Source organism: Psychromonas aquatilis, from assembly GCF_038155185.1.
Lineage (GTDB): Bacteria > Pseudomonadota > Gammaproteobacteria > Enterobacterales > Psychromonadaceae > Psychromonas > Psychromonas aquatilis.
In genome coordinates, this window is record NZ_JBAKAZ010000184.1 from 1 (window position 1) to 284 (window position 284).

Sequence of the window (284 nt, forward strand, 5' to 3'; positions counted from 1 at the left end):
CCAGTGACCCTCGCCTTGTAAGGGCGATGCTCTCCCAACTGAGCTAATCGCCCATCTTTAATAGATATTTAAATATTTGAAAGTGGTGGGCGATACTGGGTTCGAACCAGTGACCCTCGCCTTGTAAGGGCGATGCTCTCCCAACTGAGCTAATCGCCCACTTTCAAAGTTCACAGTTTTAATTCATATGATAAGAATGCGTAATATGGTGGGCGATACTGGGTTCGAACCAGTGACCCTCGCCTTGTAAGGGCGATGCTCTCCCAACTGAGCTAATCGCCCAT

At 48.6% G+C, this 284-nt stretch carries 2 tRNA genes; both read right to left on the reverse strand.

The annotated features are described in order from the left end of the window. Window positions 1-83: 83 nt before the first annotated feature. Window positions 84-159: transfer RNA gene (locus tag V6256_RS15285), tRNA-Val, on the reverse strand. A gap of 47 nt (window positions 160-206) precedes the next feature. Continuing rightward, window positions 207-282 (reverse strand) — tRNA-Val (locus V6256_RS15290). Between the last annotated feature and the right edge of the window lie 2 nt (window positions 283-284).